Annotated in this window: 25 protein-coding genes; 10 read left to right on the forward strand and 15 right to left on the reverse strand. The window is 35.5% G+C overall.

From position 1 onward, the window contains the following. Nucleotides 1-96 precede the first annotated feature (96 nt). Nucleotides 97-1,137 carry an NAD(P)/FAD-dependent oxidoreductase gene (locus HNQ94_RS09190; protein ID WP_174497836.1) on the forward strand — a complete coding sequence of 347 codons (1,041 nt, stop codon included), beginning with the start codon at nt 97-99 and terminating at the stop codon, nt 1,135-1,137. Between the two features lie 238 nt (nt 1,138-1,375). Here the strand turns inward: HNQ94_RS09190 and HNQ94_RS09195 are convergent, their stop codons facing one another. The 4 genes from HNQ94_RS09195 to HNQ94_RS09210 form a co-directional block, all read right to left on the reverse strand. Further along, nucleotides 1,376-1,732, reverse strand: a complete 357-nt coding sequence (locus HNQ94_RS09195; protein WP_174497837.1) for a HesB/IscA family protein — start codon at nt 1,730-1,732, stop codon at nt 1,376-1,378. A 55-nt stretch (nt 1,733-1,787) separates the two neighbouring features. After that, entirely contained in the window at nt 1,788-2,645 is an 858-nt protein-coding gene (dapF, locus tag HNQ94_RS09200; protein ID WP_174497838.1) for a diaminopimelate epimerase, read from the reverse strand. A gap of 21 nt (nt 2,646-2,666) precedes the next feature. Beyond that, nucleotides 2,667-2,903 (reverse strand): YuzB family protein, encoded by a 237-nt coding sequence (locus tag HNQ94_RS09205; RefSeq protein WP_174497839.1) that lies wholly within the window; start codon nt 2,901-2,903, stop codon nt 2,667-2,669. Nucleotides 2,904-3,214: 311 nt separating this feature from the next. Then, nucleotides 3,215-3,541: a YuzD family protein gene (locus HNQ94_RS09210; protein WP_174497840.1), complete on the reverse strand. Its 327-nt coding sequence runs from the start codon at nt 3,539-3,541 to the stop codon at nt 3,215-3,217. A gap of 222 nt (nt 3,542-3,763) precedes the next feature. Here HNQ94_RS09210 and HNQ94_RS09215 point away from each other — a divergent pair, with 222 nt between their 5' ends. Beyond that, on the forward strand, nt 3,764-3,985 hold the full coding sequence (locus HNQ94_RS09215; protein ID WP_174497841.1) for a NifU family protein: 222 nt from the start codon (nt 3,764-3,766) through the stop codon (nt 3,983-3,985). Nucleotides 3,986-4,027: 42 nt separating this feature from the next. Here HNQ94_RS09215 and thrB read toward each other — a convergent pair whose 3' ends face one another. Together thrB and thrC are read right to left on the reverse strand one after the other, a co-directional pair. Next, nucleotides 4,028-4,957 (reverse strand): homoserine kinase, encoded by a 930-nt coding sequence (thrB, locus tag HNQ94_RS09220; protein ID WP_174497842.1) that lies wholly within the window; start codon nt 4,955-4,957, stop codon nt 4,028-4,030. After that, the gene (gene thrC, locus HNQ94_RS09225) at nt 4,954-6,018 is read right to left on the reverse strand and encodes a threonine synthase (protein ID WP_174497843.1); all 1,065 of its coding nucleotides are present in this window, start codon (nt 6,016-6,018) and stop codon (nt 4,954-4,956) included. The genes thrB and thrC overlap by 4 nt, the downstream gene beginning before the upstream one ends. A 236-nt stretch (nt 6,019-6,254) precedes the next feature. Between thrC and HNQ94_RS09230 the strand changes: the two genes are divergently transcribed. Next, nucleotides 6,255-8,390, forward strand: a complete 2,136-nt coding sequence (locus HNQ94_RS09230) for a methyl-accepting chemotaxis protein (RefSeq protein ID WP_174497844.1) — start codon at nt 6,255-6,257, stop codon at nt 8,388-8,390. Between the two features lie 844 nt (nt 8,391-9,234). Here HNQ94_RS09230 and HNQ94_RS09235 read toward each other — a convergent pair. Together HNQ94_RS09235 and HNQ94_RS09240 are read right to left on the reverse strand one after the other, a co-directional pair. After that, entirely contained in the window at nt 9,235-10,197 is a 963-nt protein-coding gene (locus tag HNQ94_RS09235; protein WP_174496203.1) for a 2-hydroxyacid dehydrogenase, read from the reverse strand. Between the two features lie 52 nt (nt 10,198-10,249). Next, a complete protein-coding gene (locus HNQ94_RS09240) occupies nt 10,250-11,239 on the reverse strand; it encodes a YutH/CotS family kinase-like spore coat protein (RefSeq protein ID WP_174496202.1) in 990 nt (329 codons plus the stop codon). 80 nt (nt 11,240-11,319) lie between these two features. Here HNQ94_RS09240 and HNQ94_RS09245 point away from each other — a divergent pair, with 80 nt between their 5' ends. From HNQ94_RS09245 to HNQ94_RS09255, 3 genes are all read left to right on the forward strand, one after another. Further along, on the forward strand, nt 11,320-11,817 hold the full coding sequence (locus HNQ94_RS09245; RefSeq protein WP_174496201.1) for a phosphatidylglycerophosphatase A family protein: 498 nt from the start codon (nt 11,320-11,322) through the stop codon (nt 11,815-11,817). Between the two features lie 84 nt (nt 11,818-11,901). Continuing rightward, entirely contained in the window at nt 11,902-13,440 is a 1,539-nt protein-coding gene (locus tag HNQ94_RS09250) for a hypothetical protein (protein WP_174496200.1), read from the forward strand. Between the two features lie 147 nt (nt 13,441-13,587). Further along, nucleotides 13,588-15,138 carry a hypothetical protein gene (locus HNQ94_RS09255; protein WP_174496199.1) on the forward strand — a complete coding sequence of 517 codons (1,551 nt, stop codon included), beginning with the start codon at nt 13,588-13,590 and terminating at the stop codon, nt 15,136-15,138. 48 nt (nt 15,139-15,186) lie between these two features. Here the strand turns inward: HNQ94_RS09255 and nucF are convergent, their stop codons facing one another. Then, a complete protein-coding gene (nucF, locus tag HNQ94_RS09260; protein WP_174496198.1) occupies nt 15,187-15,957 on the reverse strand; it encodes a 5' nucleotidase NucF in 771 nt (256 codons plus the stop codon). A 27-nt stretch (nt 15,958-15,984) separates the two neighbouring features. Continuing rightward, a complete protein-coding gene (locus tag HNQ94_RS09265) occupies nt 15,985-16,440 on the reverse strand; it encodes a DUF86 domain-containing protein (RefSeq protein ID WP_174496197.1) in 456 nt (151 codons plus the stop codon). 160 nt (nt 16,441-16,600) lie between these two features. Between HNQ94_RS09265 and HNQ94_RS09270 the strand changes: the two genes are divergently transcribed. Then, nucleotides 16,601-16,870 (forward strand): DUF3055 domain-containing protein, encoded by a 270-nt coding sequence (locus tag HNQ94_RS09270; protein WP_174496196.1) that lies wholly within the window; start codon nt 16,601-16,603, stop codon nt 16,868-16,870. Nucleotides 16,871-16,981: 111 nt separating this feature from the next. Further along, nucleotides 16,982-17,293, forward strand: coding sequence for a cytosolic protein (locus HNQ94_RS09275; protein ID WP_174496195.1), 312 nt, complete (start codon nt 16,982-16,984; stop codon nt 17,291-17,293). A 42-nt stretch (nt 17,294-17,335) separates the two neighbouring features. On the opposite strand, the gene HNQ94_RS09280 is transcribed toward HNQ94_RS09275, so the two are convergent. Continuing rightward, the gene (locus HNQ94_RS09280; RefSeq protein WP_174496194.1) at nt 17,336-17,611 is read right to left on the reverse strand and encodes a YutD family protein; all 276 of its coding nucleotides are present in this window, start codon (nt 17,609-17,611) and stop codon (nt 17,336-17,338) included. A 117-nt stretch (nt 17,612-17,728) separates the two neighbouring features. On the opposite strand from HNQ94_RS09280, the gene HNQ94_RS09285 reads away from it, so the two are divergent. Further along, complete coding sequence (locus tag HNQ94_RS09285) at nt 17,729-18,331, forward strand: YhcN/YlaJ family sporulation lipoprotein (protein ID WP_174496193.1); 603 nt, start codon at nt 17,729-17,731, stop codon at nt 18,329-18,331. A 129-nt stretch (nt 18,332-18,460) separates the two neighbouring features. Further along, complete coding sequence (locus HNQ94_RS09290; RefSeq protein ID WP_174496192.1) at nt 18,461-19,438, forward strand: M23 family metallopeptidase; 978 nt, start codon at nt 18,461-18,463, stop codon at nt 19,436-19,438. 46 nt (nt 19,439-19,484) lie between these two features. Here HNQ94_RS09290 and HNQ94_RS09295 read toward each other — a convergent pair whose 3' ends face one another. From HNQ94_RS09295 to yunB, 4 genes are all read right to left on the reverse strand, one after another. After that, a complete protein-coding gene (locus HNQ94_RS09295; RefSeq protein WP_174496191.1) occupies nt 19,485-19,586 on the reverse strand; it encodes a methionine/alanine import family NSS transporter small subunit in 102 nt (33 codons plus the stop codon). Beyond that, a complete protein-coding gene (locus tag HNQ94_RS09300; RefSeq protein WP_174496190.1) occupies nt 19,586-21,103 on the reverse strand; it encodes a sodium-dependent transporter in 1,518 nt (505 codons plus the stop codon). Before HNQ94_RS09300 ends, HNQ94_RS09295 begins: the two co-directional genes overlap by 1 nt. A 259-nt stretch (nt 21,104-21,362) precedes the next feature. Further along, the gene (locus tag HNQ94_RS09305; protein WP_174496189.1) at nt 21,363-22,913 is read right to left on the reverse strand and encodes a Na+/H+ antiporter NhaC family protein; all 1,551 of its coding nucleotides are present in this window, start codon (nt 22,911-22,913) and stop codon (nt 21,363-21,365) included. 98 nt (nt 22,914-23,011) lie between these two features. Next, nucleotides 23,012-23,794 (reverse strand): sporulation protein YunB, encoded by a 783-nt coding sequence (yunB, locus tag HNQ94_RS09310; protein ID WP_246199985.1) that lies wholly within the window; start codon nt 23,792-23,794, stop codon nt 23,012-23,014. Nucleotides 23,795-23,833 lie beyond the last annotated feature (39 nt).

The following is a 23,833-nucleotide window of genomic DNA, read 5'->3' on the forward strand; positions in this document are numbered from 1 at the left end:
CTATTAGCGTTTACTGGTTACAATGCCTTTATCCATCTTCTTAATCGTGTTATATCATTTAGGTATTCTTCAAGCTAACACGGTATACTTGTTAATATGGTAAGATATTATAATGAAGTAACTACATTAGAATTGGGGGAAATAAATGTGACAGATAAAGTATATGACATTACAATAATCGGCGCTGGCCCGGTAGGATTATTTACAGCATTTTATGGTGGAATGAGACAAGCTAGCGTGAAAATCATTGAAAGCTTACCGCATATTGGCGGTCAATTGTCTGCATTATATCCGGAAAAATATATATATGATGTTGCTGGTTTTCCTAAGGTTCGAGCTCAGGAACTTGTCGATAATTTAATGGAGCAAGCAGGCCAGTTTGATCCTGAAATCGTGGTGGATCAATCAGTTGAAAGCATTGAAAAACAAGAAGATGGTACCTTTAAATTAAGTACAAATAAAGAAGTTCATTACACAAAAGCAGTTATTATTACAGCAGGTAACGGAGCCTTCCAACCTCGTCGTCTACGATTAGACGATACAGAGAAGTATGAAGCAACGAATCTCCATTACCATGTATCAAATATGAATGCTTTTGCTGATAAAAATGTGTTAATTTGTGGTGGTGGAGATTCAGCTGTTGATTGGTCTCTCATGCTTGAGCCAATTGCTAAAAAGGTGACATTAGTTCACCGCCGAGACAGCTTCCGTGCCCATGAACATAGCGTAGAAAGACTGAAAAATTCATCCGTTGATATTAAGACTCCATTTAACCCAATTGAGTTAATTGGAGAAGAGCGTGTGGAAAAGGTCGTTTTACAAGAAGTAAAGGGTGAAAATACGGAAACTATTGATGTGGATTCACTAATTGTAAACTATGGCTTTGTTTCCTCATTAGGCCCAATTAAAAATTGGGGACTAGAATTAGACAAGAATAGTATTGTTGTTAACTCTAAAATGGAAACAAATATACCTGGCATATACGCTGCTGGTGATATTTGTACATATCCTGGAAAGGTCAACCTTATTGCTTCAGGCTTTGGGGAAGGACCAACCGCAGTGAATAACGCCAAGGCATATATTGATCCAGATGCAAAAGTTCAACCTAAACACTCTACAAGTCTGTTTGATAATTAATACTCATCCTCCTTGTTAAGAACAAGGAGGGTTTTTTGTATGTCTATCAAATAGTTGTCTTTTGGAAATGACAGTGACTATATTTCAACTCTCTTCTACTCTTATTTATGGATCCTCATATTTCCGTAGCGGTTGGGACTCACACATTAAGTTATCGTTAATATATCTTTCACATGAAAAAGACCGTAATAAAAAAGGTTCTGACTTCAAACAGAAGCCAAAACCCTTCATATCATATTTAACAGTTTTCCGGTGTGCCTGTGTTCGTAGCAGTCTTAAAAGACGTTCCACATCCACAAGAAACGATAGCGTTCGGATTATCAATTGTAAATCCGCCACCCATCATGTTTTGTTTAAAATCAATTTTAGTCCCTTTTATAATGGGGATATCCTCTTTATTAACTACAATAGGGATTCCATTTAATTCGTACGTTTCATCTTTATCAGTTATGTCATAATCGAAGCCCATTGAGTATGATAAGCCGCTACAGCCTCCACCCTTTACACCAAAACGAAGATGTACTGTTGCCTGGTCCTCGTCCTGCATCATTTCTTTTATTTGTAAGCTTGCATTATCTGTAATGGTTAAAGCCATAATACTCACCCTCCTTCTCTTCCAGTATACTACCAATAATTTGTTGGTTCAATTTTTAAGACTCCCAAATAAAGACACCTTTAGCAACTGTTTCTGCAGGCCCTCGCATCCATACTCGGTTATCGATAGACCATGTAATCCAAAGATCTCCACCACTTAAATGAACACAAATTTCATCCTCTTTATTACTATAACCATTTAACACAGCAGCAACTACTGCAGCACAAGCACCAGTCCCACAAGCCTCCGTAACACCAGACCCTCTTTCCCACACACGAAAGTTAATTTCTGTAGGATTCATTATTTCAATAAATTCAACATTTACCCCCTCTGGGAATCGATCATCTGTTGAGATAATAGGACCTAATTCATATAGCGGGGCTTGATTTATGTCATCGACAAAAAATACAGCATGTGGGTTCCCCATGGAAACAGCTGTCACTTGTAGTTTTGTATTATTAGCTATAAACGTTTCTTTGATCACTTCACTTTTATCTTCTCCAAGCATTGGAATTTCTTTTCTAGAAAGAATTGGTTCCCCCATATCCACTGTTATAGAGATTACTTTTCCATCCTCAACTTGGACATGAGCCTCCACAATTCCTGCTTTTGTTTCTATATGAAAACTTTTACCTTTAACTAATTGATGGTCATAAGCATACTTTGCTACACAGCGAAGTCCATTGCCACAGTTTTTTCCTTCTGATCCATCTTTATTAAAAATTCTCATACCAATTTCAGCCTTATCGGAAGGGGTAATTAGTATCAGACCGTCTGAACCTATTCCTGTATGGACATTCGAAACTGATTTAGCAATTGCTCCTAAATGCTCTTCTTGTAACGGTTCTTCAAACGTGTTGACGTATATATAGTTATTACCTAGTCCGTGCATTTTTGTAAATGAAATTTCCATTTCTAGTCACCCCACTAAATTTTAAAATAAAGGGTTTTCCTCTAAGTGCTTATAAACATTTTCCACTAATTCTTCTGCAGTATCAGCTGTTACACATTCTCCATTTACAATAGCAAACAGAGACATCGAACATATCCCACAGTGGCTTGTACATCCATATTCTATAACATCAAGGTCTGGGTCCCTATCAAGCTCTTCTAACGCCTTTTGAGAACCACTTGCCAAGTTGTTTACACAAAATTCTATGATAGGATTCATCCCGTTCACTCCTCGCTTATCCATGTTGATGAATCATTTTTTAATTTGGCTGTTTTCTAATAGATTGTCGTTTTTCATAATAGATGGAAAATGCGGAGTAACTTATGATTAGCTCCTAATAAACATAGAGGAACAGCGAATAAACTAACAAGAAATCCTGATACACTGTAACTTACTCCTAATAACTCCATCTTAACTCCTAAAAAAAGCCCAGAACTTACGAAAATTTACAATGAACTCCTAATAAACAGGAGTGGAACATCGGCACCAGGGAAAAACAACAACAATCTTTAGGAAAAGAGTCTCATTTATTATTCGACTTGGTTAATCCCTTTTTGTTCAAGTAACTGATAAATTGTTTTTAGCTTTGGATTCCCTTCCCCTGCTACTTCATCATCTACTAAAACAACCGGGTAAAAAAATTCTTCCTCTACAACACGCTGTGCAAATTCTTGATTTTTTTTATTATTTGGTGGAGAAAATATATCTATATAAGCATATTCTATCCCATCATTTCCATATTTACGTGAGATAGCAGCTTGTAGCCATTCATACGTGTCCTTGGAACTTGGTAAATTTACACAACTTGGGCACAGTTGATCGGCCCCATAAACTGTAATTTCCACAGTCTTTCCCATGAAAAGACCCCCTACTTAAGTTAATACTGACTTAAACATTATATTGTTATTTTACAAAAGGTTGAAATAAAGATAAAATAAAAAAGCTTTTGAAACATCATAACATATGCATATTCTATATTATCTCCCAAACAAAATAATTGAAAAACAAGTTGTCCAGAATAGATTTTTTTATAAAAAGGTTTTATAATAGACATAGAGTGAGAAAGGAGAAGATGGTCGATGTTTGAACAAGTTAATGAAGTTATAGGCAAACTGCGTCCATTCTTACTGCGTGACGGTGGGGATGTTGAATTAGTAGATGTAGAAGATGGCATTGTTCGCCTTCGTCTCATGGGTGCTTGTGGAAGCTGCCCAAGCTCAACCATAACACTAAAAGCTGGAATTGAGCGTGCATTGGTTGCAGAAGTTCCAGGAGTTCGCGAAGTTGAACAAGTATTTTAATTATATATAAAAGAGCTGGTGTATAAATCACCAGCTCTTTTTTTAATGTGTTTTTTGTGCAGAAGAAACATTTACTTCGACCTTCATCCCCTCTTCTTCCACATTTAATATTTTCCATCTTATATTTGGATACTTCTCTTTCCAACCTTCCAAAAGTAATTTTGACTCATGTTTTTTAAAAATACTAATCATAGTCGGTCCTGCTCCACTTAGGAAAGTGCCATAAGCACCCTCCGCCCTCATATATCCTACCAGTTCATCAAAGTGTGGGATAAACTGTTTTCTAAAGGGCTGATGGAATAAATCCATTTCCATTATCTCTCCTAACATAGCATAATCCTCTTGTATGATAGCTGCAGTACACATATTTGCTATTGCGCTCCCTTCAATACTATTCAAAAAGGATAATGTTTTCGGTAGAGCTTCTCTCGCCATTTTGGTCTTTAGTTCAAAGTTAGGAATAGCAGAAACAAAGTCGACAGTATTCATTTGGTTCTTTTTCACGTAATACAAATCTTTTCTATTATAATAAGCTACTACACATCCACCTAGAAAAGAGGGAACAACATTATCAGGATGTCCTTCAAGCTCTGATGCAATAAGAAGTTTGCTTTTCATTGGTAAATCTAGGTCTAAAATTTGGTTAGCTAATTCAACTCCAGCTACCGTTACAGCACCACTGCTTCCTAAGCCCCTAGCAATAGGTATGTCACTAAAAACATCACAATGATACGGTGGCAACGAAGTAAACCCAAATTTATGTGCTACAAACAAAGCAGTTTGATAAATGAGATTGTCTTTCCCTTCAGGCATATGCCTGTTGTTGTCATCTTTTTGAATAAAACACCATTGTTCTCCAGGAGAACATTCTATAGTGAAAAAAAGATTAAGGGCAATCCCAATAGAATCAAAACCGGGACCAATGTTTGAAGTGCTGGCAGGAACCTTTATCCGAAAGCATTTTTGATTCATATAAATACACTCTTTCTTATCTCATTCCTAATCACTTCATAGTCATTCGGTAAAATAACGGGTTTAATTTCACTAGAATCCACCGCTACAACAGGATCCTTTAAACCATTACCAGTTAAAACAGAAACAATTACCTTGCCACTAGGTAGCTTTCCTGCTTTCTTTGTTTTCATTAACCCTGCAATAGAAGCACAAGAACCAGGCTCTGCAAACACACCTTCATTTTTTGCTAACCATTTATATGCATCGATTATTTCATCGTCGGTAACTTCATTAATTTCTCCAACTGATTGCTGTGCTGCTTCAACAGCTGATTTCCAACTTGCAGGATTTCCAATTCTAATTGCAGTCGCTATTGTTTCAGGATTAGGTATCATTTCGTTTCTCACTATAGCAGCAGCTCCACTTGCTTCAAAACCCATCATATGTGGCAAACGATAACCATACGCTTCATGGTATTCTTTAAATCCTTTCCAATAAGCTGTTATATTGCCAGCATTACCGACAGGGATAAATAAATAATCTGGTGCCTTACCTAATTGGTCACACACTTCAAACGCAGCTGTTTTTTGGCCTTCAATACGATAAGGGTTTATCGAATTAACTAACGTAACTGCTTCTTGCTCACTAACTTCCTTGACTATTTTTAACGCATCATCAAAATTCCCTTGAATAGAGAAGATTTCTGCCCCATACATAACAGCTTGCGCTAATTTACCTTGGGCAATTTTTCCCTCTGGAATAACGATAATACATCTTAGTCCAGCCTTGGCAGCAAAGGCTGCTGCTGATGCAGACGTATTTCCCGTTGAAGCACAAATAACAGCTTCCGAACCTTCTTCCATTGCCTTTGCAATAGCCAATACCATCCCTCTATCCTTAAAGGAACCAGTTGGATTATGGCCTTCTACTTTCACATACACTTCAGATTCTAAGAGCGCTGAAAGCTTATCTAGCTTCAAAAGCGGTGTATTCCCTTCATGAAGCGTGAGAGAAGGGGTTTCCTTATTAATTGGTAACCAATTTTTATAATAATCGATAAGACCGTTCCATTTAAGCATATTTTCTCCTCCTAAAGCACAACTAATTGTATCCCAATAGCGCACAATTGTATTTATGTGGTAGACATTATATCGCGAATTTTAAAAAGTATCAACCTTATTTCAAGAAGTATAAAGGATTTTTTTATTCTCGACTTTCTTTTTGTGTGGAAAAGCATAAATCGTGAAAGTAATTGTCGAAATATTAAAGTAAATGTACAATAGAGGAAAGTTACACACTATTTGGAGGTGGGTTGATGAAAAGATTAAAGCTTAAAATGTATAGTTCTTTTTTTCTTTTTTTTACAATTATGCTGATAGGTTGTTTAGCCGTTTTTTTTATAAAAAACAAGGTTGTTTTGTATACGAGTTTTACCGTATTACTAGTTCTATTGGGGTTAATTGCCTACATAACAACTCAAACTATTTTGAAACCGCTTTCCGAAATAGTAAAAGCTACTAGTCAAATGGCGAGTGCACAGCTAAAGACGAAAGATAGTAAGCCTTTTGATGACATCGAATCAATTGCTAACTCCTTCGACGACTTTTCCAAGAAAATAAACGACTTAATTAGTAAAACGATACATTTATCAGATGAGGTTGCTTTATCCTCTGACGAACTTTCTCTTAGCGTAAAAGAAATTAGAGATACTTCTGATCATACAGCTGATGCCATTCAGCAAATAAGTAAGGGGTCTTCTGAACAAACGAGCAAAGCAAAAAGTAGTTTGCACGCTATGGAGAATATGAAGGGAACCATTGACCAAGTGCAAAAAACGATAGAAAGTCTGTCCCTTGTTACAGCAACTGCTTCTAAAGAGGCGGAAGAAGGAAAAGATTATATTGAAGAAAACATAAAACAAATGAAAAATATCAATCAATCTGTCCAAAACCTATCGTCATTTATTGAAAAATTAAATGAGCACACTTCAGAAATTGATAGCATTATTGAGGTCATTACCTCCATATCAAGTCAAATTAATTTATTAGCTCTAAACGCTAGTATTGAAGCAAGCAGAGCAGGTGAACATGGAAGAGGTTTTATGGTAGTAGCAGCAGAAGTTAAAAAGCTTGCCGTTGAATCAGGTAATAGCGCTAGTCAGATTTCCACTATTATTAATGAAGTAAGTAAAAATGCTCTCCAAGCTGTAGAATATACCGATGTGGTTGAAAAGGAAACAGAAAAAGGAACAGCTGTCGCAGATGACACGAGTAAAAAGTTTTTAAATATTTTAGACTCCATCCAAAATGTATCAAGTGAATTCAATTCATTAGCCGACCTTTCACAAAAAATCTCTAATAATTCTAGTGACGTATCTATGCTAATGCAGGAAACAAGTGTGATTTCAGAAAGCAATATGAAACAGGTTGAAAAAGTAGCCTTTGCATCAGAAGAGAATCTACTTTCTATGAAGCAAATTCAGGACATGTCAGAGCGCTTAAACAAACATGCAAAAGATTTACGAATATACATAAGTCAGTTTGATACGTCAAAAGAATTTAAATTAGGTGTGTCCTTACCTACTGCTTATCATGGTTGGATGGGTGCATTAGTAGCAAACACAAAGGCAGAAGCCTTTAACCATGACAACATAGACACATTGTTACTAACTTCTAATGATGCTTCACAACAAAAAAAGGATTTATCTACTTTTATCCATCATAAGGTGAATGCAATTCTGCTACTTCCACATGATGACTCTGTTTCCCAACTAGTAGAACAAGCTACCGCACAAGGTATCAAAGTTTTAATTTTAGATAGAGAAATAAATACAGACCGTTATTTTGCCTACATAGGTGGCGATAACGAAGAAACTGGAAAGGGATGTGCAGAAGTTCTTTTGCAAACGTTGGAAAAAGAAAAAGGTCAATACAAAGCAAATATCATAGAAATAAAAGGAGTAAACGCTCCAATATCGGATATTAGACGAAAGGGCTTTGTGGAGAAAATCAACCAATATCCAGGAATTAAAATAGTAGCAAGTGAATTTGGAGAATTTGATCGAGAAAAAGCTTATAAACGAACGAAAAAATTATTACAACAACACGATAATATCGAATTTATTTACTCCCAAGATGATGATATGACGATAGGGATTGTAAAAGCCGTTCGAGATTTAGGCAAAGAAAAAGATATCCGTATATTAAGTTGTGCTGGAATGAAAGAAGTATATGAAATGATCCAACGAAAGGAATTCCCTAGAATCCTTGTTTCTGTAACGTATTCTCCAAACATGGGTGCTACAGCAGTTGATTTTATTTCAAAATCCTTAAATGATGTACCACTTAAAGGAAACTGGACAAAAGTCTCAAACAAAAAATACATCATCCCAGGTATTAAAGTGACAGAATCCAATGTAAGAACATTTTATAAACCAGATTCTAAGTTTTAATTTCTAAAAGTTTGTTACTTTTTAAGTTGTTATTCCTTCGCAGTTGATAGAAAATGCGACGTAACCATTGAACTTTAATTCCAGCCGCTACGGAAATACACTACGCGCACCTTAGGGCTCGCGCTGAGCCTCCTCACTCGCACAGAACGCTCGCTGTGGGGTCTCAACGTCTTCGCTGTCCCGTAGGAGTCTACGTGTATTTCCTTCGCTAAGCATGTGCTTATCTTTAATGTACGGATGAATTGGGAAAAGGAAAGTTAATAATATAGTCGTATTAATAAAGAAGAATTAATCTAACATGCCTATATGGTTTACCACTATCCTTGAATCAGAAAATCAATCTTAGCGTAGGCAGAATACGCAGACTCCCTCCAGAAAAGTTGATGTACCAATGTTTAGGATTCTCTTTTGGTCTTTTTTAAAAAAATTAGTTTGTATTATATAGGATTAATAATCCATTTATTACAATAAAAGTAAAATAAGAGTACGCTTCGCTAGAGTTTTTTGTAAATATTTACCTACTAGTAGTCAATGCACTTTATAACTCTGCTCCTACGGGATAGCACGTGTCTGAAGACCCCGCAGCGGTGGTTTTCCGCGAGGAGGCTGAGGCCGTGCCCGTGGAAAGCGAAGTATTCTGCCGAAGCGGTCGTATAGCACTGACCAAATTACAAAGTTACTTCGCAGTTTAAGGATATTGTGTAAAACAGAAAATACAGCCTAAATATAAAAGAGTTGGTACATAAGCGGTTAAAACAAACTTAGAATGCATTCACACTCCTTCATACGATGGAACGAAAAGAGCCTATTTAAAAGCGTATAGAGAAACCTCTATACGCTTTGTTTAGTTAACAGGTGTTTTGGGTTTTTTCCCCTTGAGAACTAAGTCTATATTTTCTAAACTCAATTGAGCCATTGCTGTACGTGTTTCCATTGTTGCCGAACCGATATGGGGTAATGCTGTAACATTCTCTAACTGCAAAAGTGGATGTTTTTCATTAATCGGTTCATTTTTAAAAACATCTAATCCTGCTCCAGCTATTTCTCCATTCTGAAGAGCCTCGTATAAATCCTTTTCCTTCACAACGCCCCCTCTAGAAGTATTGATAAAGATGGCTGATTTCTTCATCTTTTTAAATACAGCTTCATTAAACATATCTTTCGTATGTTCATTCAATGGGGTCATACTCACTACGAAGTCTGCTTTTTCAACTAACCGATCAAAAGAAACGTAGTGAGCACCTAATTCAGATTCAGCCTTATCTTTACGATTCCTATTATGGTATAAGATGTCCATGTTAAACCCTTTTGCTCTTCTGGCAACAGCTTCACCTATTCTTCCCATCCCTACTATTCCGATTGTTTTTTGATGTACATCTGTTCCAGCCCATAAAAAAGGAGACCAGTTTTTCCATTGTCCATCTATTATATATCGATTAGCTTGTACGAATTTTCTTGCCGTTGCCAATACTAAAAGGAATGTCAAATCAGCCGTTGTCTCGGTTAAAATATCAGGGGTATTTGTAACGACTATTCCTTTTTCTCTCGCATAATCTACATCAATATTGTCATAGCCTACTGCCATATTTGCTATGATTCTTAGTTGCTTTGCATGATCAATGACCTCTTTATCAATCTTATCCGTCAGCATCGACAATAGGGCATCTGCCTTTGAAACATCCTTCAATAAAGAAGACCGCTCCATCACTTTATCCTCATCAGGCCACATCGTGATCATGTAAGTGTTCACATAAGGAGAAATAATTGTTTCTGGCAACTTTCTACTTATCACAATACGTTTATCCATTCGTACCAATCCTTTATACCTTTTAACTAAATAGTAGCACATTTCCTAGCCATCAATTATAAATCCACTCAACCTCCGGAAGTTTTTCCTGTCCATATTGATCACGCTCTCTAAATAATGCCTTTAAACAGTACTCATATTCTGCTTGATAGCTAAGAAAATCTTTAAAATCCTTATAGTTAATATCTGTGCCCCCGTCCGTGCGTAAGACCATATCTGTATAATCGGTGAAATGAATAGGAAATAAGAGCCTTGCAAATAATAAACGCCAGCCGAACAAGCTAAAATTTCGTTCCTGCTCATATTGGTGTAAAAAGTTAGAAATTACTGATATACCATTCCTACCTTCTTTTAAAATGGTATGTCTTATCCATTCTGCAATGTCCCTTGATGGATGATCATGAACAATCCTATTAGCGACAATGACATTGTTATGGGGGAGTGGGTTAATTCTTTCAAAGGTAAATACGGGTTGGTCAAATTGATTATAGTTTTTGCTTTCGCTCTCCTGTAAAAACTGAATAGCGTTTTCACCCATGCCGATAAAGTAGAAACAACTTTCAATCCATAACCTTTCCCAATTTGTAATGGTAGCTTTCTCCATCAAGCTTTGCCTAAGGAAATCCATTTGGTCTACTATTTGTTCCCAATTTGTTTTCCATTGTCCGTAACGATTCGAATAAACAGGGGTATATGGAAAACGATGACCAGCATAATGAAATTCCTTCAAAAAGGAATTAAGATCCTGATGATGCTTACCAGAGGAAAGTGACTTGACATGACACAAATAAACAGAATACTCTCCATCAATAGGAACTATATAGGTTCCACTATTCGAGTTAATTGGAGTTGTTACATTTGTAAAACCAGAATCCTGGAGAAAGTTAGCGATAACTTGTTGCTCTGCAATATAGTTTTCATCCACATAATCGGCAGGAAAAACGAGCACCCATCCATCTAACTCTTGATAAGCCTTATATCCTGCTATGTTTGTTTCATGATGAAATTGATAGGAAAAATACCTTTTTAATATTTCTTTCATGAACTTGATGCCCCTTTCTTATCATTGGTATTAAATATATGCGTGTAATTAAATCTGAATGTGTAAAGGTGGGAGAAAAAATGAAGAAAAAGACAATTAGTCCGATTGAACAAAAGGCCAAGGATTGGTTATATGAAAGAGGAGTAACGATTAAAGATATAGGTGAATTAGTTTATTATTTACAATCACCATATCATGACGAATTAAAAATGGAGGATTGTGAGTACCATGTAGAAAAGGTTCTGGAAAAAAGAGAAGTACAAAATGCCATCATCACGGGTATTCAGCTTGATATTCTTGCGGAACAAAATAAATTAGAAGAGCCTTTACAGGAAATTATTGCAAAAGACGAAAGCTTATATGGAGTTGATGAAATCATTGCTTTATCGATCATTAATGTGTATGGATCTATCGGTTTCACCAATTATGGCTATATCGACAAACAAAAACCAGGAATTTTGAAAAAATTGAATGATAAAAGTTCAGGGGAATGTCATACTTTTTTAGATGATATTGTAGGAGCTATAGCAGCAGCTGCTTCCAGTCGACTTGCTCATAGCGCAGAAGATGTAGAATAAAAAAAATAGTAGCCTAAATATTAAAAAAATTGTAAAATCATAAGGTATTGCCAATTATTGTTTTTTCAGGGAGAGGAGAAAAACATGCAGAACGTTAGGCAGAAATTATTCTGGTTAATACCTTTAATCATCATTGTAGTCGGACTTGCCATTTTGTACTTTACCAATTTACAACGGTTTACAGAACCCCCTTCAGAAAATTGGAGTCGGGAAATAAATGTAGGAACGGCCGATAAATTTACAAAACCTATTATTCATGTTACTGCAGATAATATCGAAATAGCTCTAGTAGAAGATGGAGTCATTCAAAAGAAAACGTATGATAATACATATGAATTGCTTGATACACAAGCTATTACGCCACCCTTCACTTCTTGGACTGATTATTACTTAAAGGGTGATAACATTTACTTTTTTAAGGATGGCACGATTATAAATGGAAATAACGAAGAAGTTGTTACTGAAGCAGAACTTTTTGTACCTGTAGCTAATGAGAGCAAAATACTTTACACAAAAGAGCAAACGATTTTTGAATTAAACATGGAAACAAATAAAACAAAAGAGATAATGACAACTACACATCCTATTAAGGAATTGTTGAGCTACGAAAACTATATTATGGCTTACACCAATGATTTACAAGCAGCATCAGTAAGCATTTATCATGTGGAAAAAGGACCTATACTTAGTGAAGACATTGAATTGGGCTTAAGTGAAGATATCCAAAAAATCTTGTTTGCTACAGATAACGAAAATCTTTATGTAGGTATCCATTCCGAAACACAAGGAAATAAAAACAAACAAACTTTCCTTTACATGAGTCAATCTGTATTATCGGATCCGAAACTAAATTTCAGTAGAATATCTCCATATGATCCTGTCACAAAAGGTGCACTTAGTGGGCTAGATCAATTCCAACTAAGATCCAATAATGGAAGTGTTGAGTTGTTGTTCAGAGCTGTAGGTTTTACATTTAAGGAAACAAAAGAAAACCAAGCTTTAAATATTTATTTAATGAGTCTTAATGGTAACCACATAACGACTGAACGTCTTAGCAATACTTACAAGGTATCAAATAATCCCTTTTTTATTAATGAAAATAGTATAGGATGGAGTCAGAAAGAAGATGCACTAAGCCCATATATTTACGTAACATCCAGCAATCCTGATGCTATTAAAAAAGCAGACACTATTTCATCAGAAGAATACTTGATTGCATTAGGTATGTGTGTGGCAATGTTATCTACTTCAGTATTTATTTTATATATTCTGATCATTTGGCTCACTGTTCCTATCATTTATTTACTGATCATTTCTGTATTAAAGCGCAAAGGTGATATAAACTTCCTTGATAGGCCATCTGTGTTTTATGGTGGTGTTCTTGCATACTTAATCGGTGCATATTTGTTTAGACATCATTTATTTCATGGAAGATATAATTACGCTCCTTCTTTCTTAACTTTTGAAGGAAGTGACATCGTTTATATTATTGGCTCTGCTTTACTTGCGTTTATAAGTGTTCTACTTATTAAACGAGACTGGGGCACAGTAGGAAAATATACGTATTTTATTAGTTTGCAAATGATTATTTATTTACTGCTTTTTGGTCCATATTATTTCTAAAGCTACGGAAACCATTACCATTGTTGGTAATGGTTTTTCTTTGTTATAAAAGTCGCAATTTTCCCAATATAATGGAATCGTTTAATTTGTGATAGAATTATTTTGGCATAATAAACACATATTCTTTTTACTAGAGAGGTTGACAAAATGAAAACACTAAGAGAGAAATTATTTTGGATTATTCCTTTAATGATAACGCTTATCGGCTTAAGTATTTTATATTTTACAAACTTATATAGATTTACGGAACCGCCTTCTGAGAATTGGAGTCGTGAAATACAAGTTGGTACGATGGATGCGTATTTATCTCCTATCATCCATTCTATAGAGGATAAAACAGAAATCATTCTCGTTGAGGAAGGAAGGATTTTAAGAAAGACATATGATGCAAACTATCAGTTATTGAATGAAGAGACAATCCCAAGTCCTATGAAAAAATGGGATGCCTATTATATTGAAAACGACAATCAATTCTTTTTTATAAACAACACCATCATTAATGGGAACACGAATCAAATCATTGATGAAGCCGACTTATTTGTCCCTGCTTCTAAAGGTAAACACATTTTTTATACGAAGGGACAAACTATCTTTGAACTTACAGTCGAAACAGGTGAAACAAAAGAGGTAGCAACAACAAGTTATCCAATTAAGTTTCTTAAAAATGATGCTGATTATATTATGGCGTATACAAAGAGACTGGAGTCTGGTGAATTAACTATTTTTCGTATGAAAAGTGATAAATACGAAGAAATACATTATGAAAATATTGAATTAGGAATAAGTGAACAAATACAAAATATTTTGTTTACCGTTCATGATGAAAAGTTGTTTATAGGATTACATTCAGAAACACAAAGTCTGCAAAACAAAAAAACGTTTTTATATGTATCGGAAACAGATCTTTCGAATCCAAATATAGTGTTGTCCAGGATTTATCCACATGATCCAATAACAAATGCACCTTTAAGAGGAATCGATCACTTTCAGCTTAGAACAATAGATGGAAAGTTAGAGTTTCTGTTTAGGGGTATAGGTTTTACCTACAAAGAGACAAATGAAAATCAAGCCTTTAACATTTATTCCATGCTTATAGAAGGGGAAGATATACAGACTGAACGTTTAAGCAATACCTACCATATGTCAGGTAACCCCTTTTTCATTGGCAAAAATAGTATTGGATGGAAGCAGTTAGAAAGTGATAGCAAGAATAGTATTTTTATTGCCTCTAATAATCCCAATGTGATTGAAAAGGCGGATAAAACAACGCTTGAAGAGTATTTAGTGGCCTTTGGGATGTGTATAGGAATGCTATCCACCTCTATTTTTGTTTTATATTTACTTATAATGTGGATCATTTTCCCAATCATTTATCTTGCTATCATTGCTTTACTACAAAAACAAAGTAACGCATCTATTGAGAAACCTATCTATTTCTATGGGGGAGTAGTAGTCTATATTGCAGGCGCTTTATTATTTAAAAATCATCTTTTCCCTGACAGAGGGGCTTACGTACACGCTCCATCCTTTTTAAAATTTGATGGAAATGATATTTTCTTTATTTTAAGCTTTGCCATAATCGCCCTTCTCAGTGTAAAACTCATTAACCGAGAATGGAGTAGTAGCGGTAAATATATTTACTTTATAGGATTACAATTTCTTTTATATACAATGATTTTAGGACCCTATTACTTGTAAAAGGAAAAGCACCATCATTGGGATTAGCATCCTTATGATGGTGCTTTTTTAAATATTTGGTATCCATTCATTTAATGTTTTTGCTGTATAAGTAGGCTGCGGGTTAAATTGTTTTAAATCTTTTTCAGAGGTTATCCCCGTATGGACAAGAAGGGTATCCATTCCCGCACCAATTCCCGCCATAATATCCGTTTTATAATTATCCCCTACCATTAGTGCCTCTTCCTTTTTTAATCCTAATTCCTGTAAGGCTAATTCCATAATGATAGGCTCAGGCTTTCCAATATAAAGTGGTTTTTCACCTGTGGACACTTCTAAGACAGAAGTTAAAGACCCATTCCCTGGGAGGAACCCTCTCTCTGTTGGTATTGCTATATCTCCATTTGTTGATAAGAAGGTTGCACCACTTCGAATATTTAAACACCCTTTGGCAAGCTTTTCATAAGTAATATCTCGGTCAATACCGATAACAACATAATCAGCTTTTTCATCTACTAATTCAATATTCACATCAGAAAGGGCATCGATTAAGCCTACTTCCCCTATCGCATAAACTTTTGCTTTTGAATGTTGTCCTACAATATAAGAAGCTGTTGCCATACTAGTAGTAAATATTTGTTTTTCCGTTGCTGGAATGTTCATATTAAGTAAATGATTTACGATTTGATCAGGACGTTTAGAAGAATTATTCGTCACAAACAAATGGGGGATATCTTGTTCCTTTAATGCTTCAATAAATTCCTTTGCATAAGGTATTGGTTCTGGACCAAGATACATTGTACCGTCTAAATCAATTAAGTACCCTTTATAACTTTTCAATTTCTTACCCTCTCTTCATTCCATTACTTATTTTTCCTCTTCTAGTTCCGTATTAGAGAAAGCAGAGACAGGTCCTAGCTCTTCTTTTAAATATTTCCTAATCCTTGTGCTGAACATTTCTAATGATGAATCATTTCTTTTTAACGTCTCTAAAAGTTGGTCATGATTCACATCCATATATTGTTGAACAAGCATCTTTCTTAGTTGGAAAATCTCTTTATATCCATTACTTTCTTCATTAGGTAAAACTTTTTCATCCACTAAAATATCGATAATGTCCTCATAGCTTCCCGGATCACGCATAATAAATCCATCAATCATCATATTACCGACATCAATCATTGATTCAACAATCACTTGTGCCATTCTTTCCAATCCCATTTTTTCAATTAATGTTTCAAATTGGTGATGTTGTACTTGTTGGAGTATACCATCCATGTATAGTAAATATTGCTCAAGTTTGTTTCGATCTATAAAATACATTTTATTCCTCCATTCCGTAATCAGGCAGATGGGTATGTTGATAATATAGTATCATAACTTACCTTACACAGGAAAAAACAATACACATTTTAATTAATTGGTTATTTTTGCTATCATAGATGTAATAGAATTAGACCATGACAGGAATGGAGTTGATAACATGGAAGAAATCCGTCACTTTTTATATGATGATAAAGAAAATGCAGAAATTCGCTTTGTTAGTTTTATGGGTGACTCAAAACGATACGACCTAGCAATTATAACTACAAATAAATATTATGGAAAAAAAGTCGTACTGAATCTGCTTGGCAACAGATTTGCCATTTTAGGTCCTGACGATTTAGAAGACCATCACTACTTAGCCCATGCTTATAACCTTACGGAAATTGAAGCTGATGAACTCAGAGATTTTTTAATTGAAGTCGTTTGATATAAAAGCAGACTAGCACCACGCCAAGGGCAATAACGATAGAACTAAAAATCTTTCGTGTGTGAAATACCTCTCTTTTGCTCATACTATTGTGTAAAGGAGGGGTTTTTCGTGGTTGATCAAAACAATAAATATGATAAAAAATTTGATCATGACAAGCTTGAATTCGATGATTTCGCTCCGGTAGAAGTACAACGTAAATATGCAGTGCCAGAGGAATTACCAGAAGGGCCTTATGGATCGCCAATTAATGAATTCGATAAAGTTGAAAATAAGGAAGCTGTTGAAGGTCAAAGACACTATACAGGATTTAATTACGAGAATAAGTCTTTACATGAAGATCTACCAAGACAATTCCCTCAAGCTCATCCTACACACGATGAGCCAGATGAAGATATAAAACCTCCAGAAGATAATCAATAGAACACATAACAAAAGCTCCATAGAAGGTCTATGGAGCTTTAATTATTGGTCGAAGCGCTTCATTACGAAATATGCGCAACCAAAATTACAGTATTCGTATAAGTAATCGTCTAATGTAGAAATTTTTGTATCAAAAGTTGCCTTTGGATTTTGATCATCGTAAAAGCCTCGGAGCCTGAGTTGACCGTAACCCCAATCACCGACAATAAAATCATACTTACTTAAAATATCACTAAATCGCTCTTTTACAACTTCCTCTTGAAACCCATCCCTATAATTGTCAATCACTTCATAATTTTTTCCGAAAAATTCTATCATGTTTATCACCTGCTTTTAGTGTATCATATTTTTCATTTTACAATAGAACGTATTTTTTAGCATGAAGATATTTTTTTGACGCAAACTATTCGTAAAAGACGTAAGAGGAGGATCAAAATGTTTACAATGAAAAAAAGCCTTTTATTTATAGGGTTATGTATATTTACCATTATACTTCAAGGATGTGCAAATCAAAAAGGGTTAGGTGATGAAACAGACACACTACACGGAACAACACCTGACAATATGAATACTCGAATAACGGAAGAAAAAGAAGATACACAATACGGTTATGTTCGTTACAACGAAAATCAACTTGATATGGAACGAGAAAAGAATTTCGCTCCAAAAATTGATCGTGAAAAAATGGCAAATATGATTACAAAGACTTTGTTAACTTTAGATGACATTGAAGAGGCAGCTACACTAGTAACAGATAGCCACACACTTGTAGCATACACACCAGCAGACGGCGTAGAAAGGGAAAGAGCTGCTGAAGATGTGAAAAAAACAACGTTATCATTTCTACCACGTTGGTATCACGTCTATATTTCTGACCAATCTACTGCCTATACAGATCTACAAAGCCTTAGCAATAACACCACAACAGAGACCGGCACAATTCTGGCCATTGAAAGTGTTATTGAGCGTTTTACCGAGCAATCCCCTCAAGGTGGAGAGTACAGTGAGGAAGACCACAGAATGAATTACCGTGACTAATGGATTTCACCCTTGCCTAGATAGGCAAGGGTGAATTATTCAAAACAATTATTACAAATATTTTCTATTCATTATTTTGACGAACTTTCAAAAAATAGGGTTATCAATTGTTTCTTGAGGTGAAATTACATGAAGGTCTTTATTCAGTTATTGATTGTAATGTGCATCTTAAGTACATTACAAAAAAATATTGTGGCTGAAAATGAATCAAATGAAGATAAGCTTCAAATGCGTTATGCTTTGTATAAAAAGACAGAGGCGTTAACTCAAATTCCATGGTATTATTTCGCTGCTATTGATCAATACGAAAGAAATATTCACAAAGAAACTGCTTCAAAATCGGGACTTATCGGAATCACTATTCCTTCTGATAAATGGAACGGAAGGTTAAATCCTAACGAATCTAACAGACAACATATAGGCATTATCGAGTTATTCAATGGATTTGGAAAAGATGGTGATGGGGATAATTATGCAGATAGTACAAATGATGAAGACATTCTTCATGCCATGGCAGAATACCTTTTAAGCTATGGAAAAACGAAACAAGATGTCAAAATCGCAATATGGAATTACTATCAACGTGAATTATCCGTACAAACCATTATGAATATGGCAAAAGTTTATAAAACATTTGAAACACTAGAATTAGAAGATAATGTTTTTCCTGTGCCCATTCACGCTAACTACAGTTATCGTAACACTTGGGGCGATCCAAGAGGCTTCGGAGGTAGAAGAATTCATGAGGGTACAGATATTTTTGCGAATTATGGGGTTCCAGTTCGTTCTACTACTTATGGAGTGATTGAAATGAAAGGCTGGAATCGCTATGGTGGTTGGCGCATTGGGATACGGGATACGAGAAATATTTACCACTACTATGCTCATTTAAATGGTTTTGAGAAAAACGTTAAAGTTGGGCAAGTCGTAAAACCTGGAGATATTGTCGGGTATGTCGGAGCTTCAGGTTATGGGCCAAAAGGCACATCTGGTAAATTCCCACCACATTTGCATTATGGTATGTACAGAGACAATGGGAATACGGAATGGTCGTTTGATCCTTATCCATATTTAAGGAAATGGGAAAGAGCTTCCAGAACACATTAAAATGAAAAAGGATTGGGTAGAGTGCAAATCTACCCAATCCTTTATTTTATTCTTTCGAGGATTTTACAGCATTATAGATGCTTGCACCTAAGCCTCCCCAAATCAAAACCATACTTAGCAACATCATCACAATAGCCATCCCTGACATTATCCACTAACCTCCTTATCTGCGTTAACGGACTCGGACTCAACTAATCCAGGCTTCCACTTGAAAGCGGTGAAAATTAATGCAAGTACGATTACAAGTCCAAGTGCACCCATTCCCCAAGGTCCAATAAGAGAAAGTGGATACCCATCAACATATGGAGCAGTAAAGTCATCAATTAATTGCTGAACGATCATATAACCGAGTAAAACTGGTGTAATAACCGTTAAACAAATTGTCCACCAAGAACCTAATTTAATTTGTGATAAACCATCAGCATGTTCTTTGAAATCTTTAACCTTACGAAGTGCCCAAGCAAGAACAAGTACTTGTATTAGTCCACCAAGTCCTACACCAACTGTTAATACATAACGGTCAACTGCAGTCAGGAAGTGAACCCCACCTTCTGTTGCATAGATTAAGGAAATAAGAGCTGATAATCCTCCACCTACCGCAACTGCTTTTCCACGTGTAATATTAAACTTCTCTTGAAACGCTGCAATAAAAGTCTCACATATTGAAATCAAAGAGGTGATACCTGCTAATACTAATGAAGCAAAGAATAAGAAACCAAACACTCCATTTAGGAATGGCATTTCATTAATGATTTGTGGAAATACAGCAAACGCCAAACCTACACCATCAGCAGCATAATTACCTACTGCACTTTCTGTTGCATAAGCAATAAATCCAATAGCACTAAATACTCCAATACCAGCTAGTAATTCAAAACCAGAGTTCCCTAAACCAGTAATGAATGCATTATTTGTAATATCAGATTTCTTCGGTAAGTAACTAGAATAAGTAATCATAATCGCGAAACAGATAGATAAACTAAAGAATATTTGCGTATATGCTGCAGTCCAAACTTTTGCATTCCCTAGCTGTGACCAATCTGGAGTAAATAAAGCATCTAAACCATCTCCAGCACCTGGTAATGTAACTGCTCGAATAACAATAATTAAAAATAATACCACAAGTGTCGGAATGAAAATTCTATTTGCAACTTCAATACCTTTTTTAACACCTTTAAATAAAAAGGCAAGTACTACTGCCCAAACAACTAGTAATGGGATTAATACACTAGGAACGAAACTACCTACAGCTCCTACATCACCAGCTTTTAAATATTCTCCCATTAAAAAGCCACCAGTGTCATCGCCCCAAGATAAATTAAAGGCGTAAAAAGAATAAGCTAAAGCCCAACCAATAATAACAGCATAATAAGTAGAAATACCAAATGAAACAAAAACTTGGAACCAACCAACCGCTTCGGACTTTTTGTGAATTCTAGAGAAGGTTAAAGGAGCAGATCCCCTATATTTATGCCCCATCGTAAATTCCATAATTAAAATCGGAATACCTGCTGTAAATAGAGCAATTAAATAAGGCACGATAAATGCCCCACCGCCGTTGTCATAGGCAACGTAAGGGAAACGCCAAATGTTACCCAGGCCAATTGCAGAACCAACAGCCGCCAATATAAATCCGGCACGGGTACCCCATTGAGAACGTTCCATAAAAATACCTCCTTTTTGTTTTATCCCCTGCAATAAAAATATATGACAAAATAGCAAAGGGAATGTTTTTAAATTTTTAATCTTTTCAGATTATTTAAACTTGTCTGTATTATACAGACATATTGTCCTAGTGTCAAAGAGTTTTTGTAATATTCTATTAATGGTAAAAGTACCATTTCCTTGCCAATTTAGTTTTGATTTTTATAATAAAAAAACAAAAAAGTCCTTCATATGAAGGACTTTATCTAAGTAAAGTTAATTAATATGTCTTCTGCATGTATTTCAGTACGATAGCAACGACAACAACCATAATAATAGAAGTAAATAGGGATAAAACAATTTCACCTGTAAACCCTAGGATAATGTACCCAATAATGGAACCTATCGCAACGAGGATGGCATAAGGTAGTTGTGTCTGGACGTGATCAATATGATTAGATCCGGCACCTGTAGAAGATAAAATTGTCGTATCTGATATTGGTGAACAATGATCACCAAAAACAGAACCAGCAAGTACAGCGGCTAGTGCAGGTAAAAACAGTTGTACGTCCGTATTTACTGCTATTTCACCTGCTATAGGAAGCATGATTCCGAAAGTTCCCCACGAAGTGCCTGTTGCAAACGCCATTAACCCACACATTACAAAAATGATAGCTGGAAGAAAGGATGCATTTATTTTAGCTTCCTCTACAACAATTGCCAAGTATTCACCCGTTTGTAAAACATCAATAATGGAACCAAGCATCCAAGCTAATAGTAAAATATAGATAGCAGGGAGCATTGATTTAATTCCTTGAGCAAATACGTTCAAAATGGAACTCTTTACCCCTTTTTGCAAGACATAAAGTAGAAATGAAACGCCAATACTTGATAAGCCACCTAGAAACAACGAAAAGTTCACTTCTGTATTACTAAAAATAGTTATTAATGATAAGTCTTCTTCTTTACTGTTTTGTATTCCTGTCCAAACCATTGCACCAACAGTCGCAATTATTAAAGTAACAATTGGAATAGCCAGATAAATTATCCGTCCAGTTTTAACAGATAGAAATTCATCCGTTAAGTTTCCAGGTATATCTTTTCTATTTGGATCTACTAGTTCTCCCGTTTGTTCCGCTCTCCATTCATGTGTTCTCATTGCTCCTATATTAAGATTAGTACTCGATACGACAAAAACTAATACAACAGCAGTTATGGCGTAAAAGTTCATCGGTATCATTGTCAAAAAAGATTCTAATGGTTGGTAAGCTCCTAATTGATTTGCAGTAATGATACCACCAATAGTACCTATGATATAAGCTCCCCAACTAGAAATTGGGGCCAAAACAGCAACTGGTGCGGAAGTGGAATCAATAATATAGGCTAATTTTGCTCTAGAAACTCGATGTCGGTCAGTAAGAGGTCTCGCAATTTGTCCAACAGCGAGACTATTAAAGTAATCATCAATAAAAATTACAATTCCTAGTGTTGATGGAAGTAACTGAGCACCTCTTTTGGTTTTTATTTTTGTAATTGCCCATTCTCCAAAAGCTTTTGTTCCTCCTGAAGCAGTCATAAAAGCAGTTACAATTCCTAGGAATAGTAAAAAGGTAATTAAATATATACTTCCTAATGCAATAGCACCTTCGTCTATGAATAGCCCTTTCAAAGCATTTACGATTTCTTGATAGGAATTCATTATATGGAAGTCATGAATAACTAATGCCCCAGCAACAATTCCTGCACCAAGTGACAATAGAACTTTTCTTGTTAATAAGACAAGAAGGATCATGAGTAATGGGGGAAAGAGGGAATAAATGGTCGGTTCCATCACAAAGCTCCTTTCACAAAAAAAAGGTAATGATATAGTTTAATACCTATCATTACCTTTGGTTGAATTACTATCCATCATATATAGATTTTCTCATGCTAAGGTAAAGAATCATATGGGACAGTAACTTGAGGGCCCCTATCGTTTCCTCCTCCACCATAAAAGTCTGGAACTTCTCCCATAATTACTCTAGAATCATAAAATATATTTTGGCTAACTTCCTCTTCCTCCGTGGAAAAAGGTACAACAATTCGCACAGTTACTTTTAAATCAATCGATAGATCTACTAATGCACCATTAATACCATATTCTCTAACTTCTATCTTCTTATCTGTTTGCACGTCGCCAATTACAGTAAAACGAATAGGTATTTTGGGACCTAAGTTAGCTAATAAGGCATTATTTGTTGCTTGACCTAACGGTATTTCTGTATAGGCCGGAAGTTGATTTAAACTTTCTGCTTCTAGCCCACCGTTGTCCTCCCCTTCTATATCAAGCGATGTTTCTGGATTAGCTATGCCTCGTTCTACATTGTTTAGATAGTTTCTTACCCTGTATGTAGCATTCCTTTGTACTCTATTTATGACAACGGGATTCCAACCCAGGGTTGTGATGTTACCGTCATTGTCTGTTTCAATATCGATCACTTCATCGGACTGTAAATCTTCTGTCATTTTTTTACTCATTGCTTGGTTAATAGCATCCCTTGCTACTTGTCTGATTTCTGTTTCAGCTATTTCCATTAACGTTGGTTTTAGTCCTTTATCAATTAACCATAAACTAAAAAAAATCATTACCAAAAAGACAATCAACGTTATGGCAAAAACATGACCCACGGGAGGCGGTCCACTTCTTCGTTGTTTACTAAATTTTCTTCTCACAAAAAAACCCCCTCTGTAAAAAATCTATGCTCAGAATAC

Origin of the sequence: Salirhabdus euzebyi (assembly GCF_014207435.1) — a bacterium.
GTDB classification, from domain to species: Bacteria; Bacillota; Bacilli; order Bacillales; family Alkalibacillaceae; genus Salirhabdus; species Salirhabdus euzebyi.